General features: G+C 42.9%; 9 protein-coding genes. 8 read left to right on the top strand and 1 reads right to left on the bottom strand.

Features of this window, described 5'->3' with window-relative positions; translation table 11 throughout:
* From AACS92_RS19835 to AACS92_RS19820, 4 genes are all read left to right on the top strand, one after another.
* The coding region (locus AACS92_RS19835) for a Thoeris anti-defense Tad2 family protein (RefSeq protein ID WP_153044804.1) at window positions 1-573 on the top strand (573 nt) is incomplete at its 5' end.
* 72 nt (window positions 574-645) lie between these two features.
* Complete coding sequence (locus AACS92_RS19830) at window positions 646-876, top strand: hypothetical protein (RefSeq protein ID WP_099111985.1); 231 nt, start codon at window positions 646-648, stop codon at window positions 874-876.
* Window positions 877-951: 75 nt separating this feature from the next.
* A complete protein-coding gene (locus AACS92_RS19825; RefSeq protein WP_099111984.1) occupies window positions 952-1167 on the top strand; it encodes a hypothetical protein in 216 nt (71 codons plus the stop codon).
* Window positions 1168-1380: 213 nt separating this feature from the next.
* Window positions 1381-1659: a hypothetical protein gene (locus AACS92_RS19820; protein WP_153044803.1), complete on the top strand. Its 279-nt coding sequence runs from the start codon at window positions 1381-1383 to the stop codon at window positions 1657-1659.
* Between the two features lie 16 nt (window positions 1660-1675).
* On the opposite strand, the gene AACS92_RS19815 is transcribed toward AACS92_RS19820, so the two are convergent.
* Complete coding sequence (locus tag AACS92_RS19815) at window positions 1676-1900, bottom strand: hypothetical protein (protein ID WP_099111982.1); 225 nt, start codon at window positions 1898-1900, stop codon at window positions 1676-1678.
* A gap of 162 nt (window positions 1901-2062) precedes the next feature.
* Between AACS92_RS19815 and AACS92_RS19810 the strand changes: the two genes are divergently transcribed.
* From AACS92_RS19810 to AACS92_RS22280, 4 genes are all read left to right on the top strand, one after another.
* Complete coding sequence (locus AACS92_RS19810; protein ID WP_099111981.1) at window positions 2063-2371, top strand: phage holin family protein; 309 nt, start codon at window positions 2063-2065, stop codon at window positions 2369-2371.
* Window positions 2368-2595 carry a hypothetical protein gene (locus AACS92_RS19805; protein ID WP_099111980.1) on the top strand — a complete coding sequence of 76 codons (228 nt, stop codon included), beginning with the start codon at window positions 2368-2370 and terminating at the stop codon, window positions 2593-2595. The genes AACS92_RS19810 and AACS92_RS19805 overlap by 4 nt, the downstream gene beginning before the upstream one ends.
* The gene (locus tag AACS92_RS19800) at window positions 2595-3029 is read left to right on the top strand and encodes a lysozyme (protein ID WP_099111979.1); all 435 of its coding nucleotides are present in this window, start codon (window positions 2595-2597) and stop codon (window positions 3027-3029) included. The genes AACS92_RS19805 and AACS92_RS19800 overlap by 1 nt, the downstream gene beginning before the upstream one ends.
* A 32-nt stretch (window positions 3030-3061) precedes the next feature.
* On the top strand, window positions 3062-3340 hold a 279-nt coding region (locus AACS92_RS22280), incomplete at its 3' end, for a lysis system i-spanin subunit Rz (RefSeq protein WP_445286139.1).

Below are 3340 nucleotides of genomic sequence, written 5' to 3'. Positions count from 1 at the left end.
CTTGTTCCGGGTAATGGTAGCGACGTAGCCCCCGAAGTTAAGGTACGTGATAAGCATGGAGTAGTAACATCTTGGCAACCTACGCAAGACGATATGATGGCTTGTGATTGGGAGTTAGTGAAGGCAGAAATAAAGCCAATATGCCCAGAAGACACAATGCTGTCTTTTGATCTTAAGGTAGGTACTAGCCAATATCTTTATGTTCAGCAACAGGCTCAAGATTGGGGATATTTGACCGAGGGTGTAGATAAGGGGGAAAATGAATCCACTTTTGGTACTCTGACTAATCTTCAAAGCACTATAGGTATTGGAAACATCTTATCGTTCACATTGACTGAGAACCCCATTGGTACTTTTTATATTATAGCATTACAAGTTGACACTCAAAACCAACCGAACTTAGGGGGTAAAACTCTTGAAGTAGTGGTGAATGGCTCAACTTATAATCTGGGTGCCTATGCCAGTAATGCTACAAATGTTTTTTTATATATGTCTGACGGAGCAAAGCAGCTAGGCGACCTACTAAAACAAAACGTAGGTAAGACACTGCACTTTTGCTTCAACTGGAAATAAATCTACACACTGATTTCAAGGCTGCTTAATGCGGCCTTTTTGTTTTTACATAATAAAATTAGGAATCACATAATGAAAAAGTTAAAGGTGACAATTTCAGGTCTAACTGAAAGTGATGCTGCTAGCTCTGTGGTTTTCAGGATATGGCAACATGATAAATTGCTAGTTGAAGATACACTGAAAGGCAAAATATCAGGAGAATATATCAAGCTTTATGATGTTAATTGCTCTAATGAGCCGCTCAAGATTGAGCATAACCGGAATGGCCTGACATCATTTAAGATCACTGCCAGTATCGCATAATCAATCGCATTTCATTGAACTTTAATTAACCAATTAATAATCTATTCTCCGGGTACCCAAACAAAGGAGATAGATATGTTTGTAGAGAAAGGGCTAAAGCCAGATTTAGATAACACTGGCTTTGTGCTCGGATGGGGGGTTGTCCGTTATTCCCCATGGCATTTGGCAGGCGTGTATGCCACCAAAGATAAAGCCGAAATAGAAGCGGTTAATTTAGGTTCGGAATATGAAGTACATTACGGATCACACAAACCCGATACGGATGATTTCATATGGTTTGTTGAATCTTAACCCTAATTTATATCTCGATAAATTAATGCAGGGTCGCACTAAGCGGCCTTTTTGCTTTGGACTATATCGAAACAGTCCTCGTATTGGTTATATGTGAAGTTAGCTTCACATATAGCGACTTAGCTTCACACATAAGAAATTTGCCACCGCAATCACTCCTACAATCTCAGTATCTTTATTGCGGCTGGCAACCTATTAACTCACGTGAGGTGAATGATGAAGATTGAAGTTTCTATGCCACGAAAATCGAACCGAGTTGATCAAGCAAAGGCTGAGCTAGTGAGAAAAGGTGAAGCTGGTTTCATGGATGACATCGTTAATACATTGATAGCGAAAATTGTCGTTGGTGGCGTCAGTGATGTGCATGGCTTGGAGGTATCATTTGAGTATTCGGAAGACTTTGTAACGGATAAAATCACTTTAAAGGCATTTAATGATAGGGCTGTGGCTTTCGCTGAGAAAACAATGAGAGATTTAAAAATCCCCAAATGATTGGGGATTGGTATGATTAGTCTTCTTTCCTAATCATGTCGAAATACATATTATCGGCTTTGCCATATATGGATGATAAGGATTGTGCGCGTTTTTCCTTACCAAACGATTTGTCTGATTCAAACAATTTTCCCATATACTTGGTAATCCTTGCCCGTAAATCACCAGCATTTTCTCCAGCTTCTGCCATTGAGATTGCCAGTAAAAACGCAAGTTGATACTCAACTAATTCGTTATCCATGATTTTCCTTTTTAGAGGTCATCAGCCATCCCTCTATTGGTTGGTTGATTTTTGGCTGATCTAACAACATACCTTAACTATTCACTTATTACTTTTAACCTACTCACAGGGGCGACCACAGACTCACCCCACGGACGCCCATTGTTCTGATGGGGTGGAAATATGCGTATGCCAAATAAAGACCCAAGCAGCTTTGAGTTATCTCAATGGCTGATACTTTTGTTGCTTTCTGCGTGGGGCGGGATAGTCCGCTACATCATTGATATAAAAACCAGCAACGCCCGCTGGAGTTGGCTTGGAGCATTTGCCCAAGTCATTGTTTCAGGATTTACCGGATTGATAGGCGGCTTTATCAGTTTGGAGGCAGGACTGAGCTTATACATGACGTTTGCCAGTGCAGGCATGTGTGGGGCAATGGGCAGTATCGCCCTCACGTATTTCTGGAACCGACTGACAGGTGCTCACAGATGATTAAGGAAATATACGGTGTGAAGATATTTCCGCTGGTTGTAATGTTTTATCAGGTTCGCCGTTGGTGGGTGCTGCGGAAGTTGAGAAACCATTGGCACCATGACCAAAAGTTCGCGAAGTGCTACCAGCAACATAAATGGGCGCGCAGGGTTTTCAATATTGAATGGAATTACCTTTTTATCAAACATTCAGCGAGAGCCAAACAACAGCGGGGTGAGATCTGATGAAAATCAGCGAGAACGGATTGAGCTTCATCAAGCAATATGAAGGCCTGAAACTGAAAGCCTATCCCGATCCGGCTACTGGAGGTATTCCGTGGACAATCGGCTACGGTCACACAAAAGACGTCAAGCCGGGGCAAGTCATCACAGAACAGCAGGCCGAAGCATTCCTGTATGATGACCTTAAGCCTATTTACATCACCCTTGAATCCGCTGTGAAGGTATCACTGACTCAGGGGCAGTTTGATGCGCTGTGCTCGTTCATCTTCAATTGCGGTGCAGGTAACTTTGCTCGTTCTACCTTGCTGAAGAAACTCAATGCCGGTGACTATCAAGGTGCAGCCGATGAATTCCAGAGATGGAATAAGGCAGCAGGTAAAGTGATGAACGGTCTGACTAAGCGTAGGGCATCTGAGCAACAGATGTTTTTATCATGAGATTCCACAGTCAGTACTTTACCTTCGGTGTAATGGGACTACTCGTCGGTATGTTCTGGTTCTACTACAGCGAGTATCAGGACAAGGCCGAAGAATACACCAGCTTAAAGTTGCAGTATGACGCACAGGTCATTGCCATAAATAAGCAGCAAGAGCGCCTTGAACAACTTGCAAAATTAGACGAAATATACATAGAGAAACTCGCCAATGCTAAGACTGAAATCGATACTCTTCGGGCTGATGTTGCCGCTGGTCGTCGCAAGCTGCGCATCAAGGCCACCTGTCCTGTGCGTGAGGCCACTCCCTCCGTC

Source organism: Xenorhabdus sp. KJ12.1 (genome assembly GCF_963876495.1).
Classification (GTDB): Bacteria; Pseudomonadota; Gammaproteobacteria; order Enterobacterales; family Enterobacteriaceae; genus Xenorhabdus; species Xenorhabdus stockiae.
This window is presented reverse-complemented; position numbering and strand designations above follow the sequence as displayed.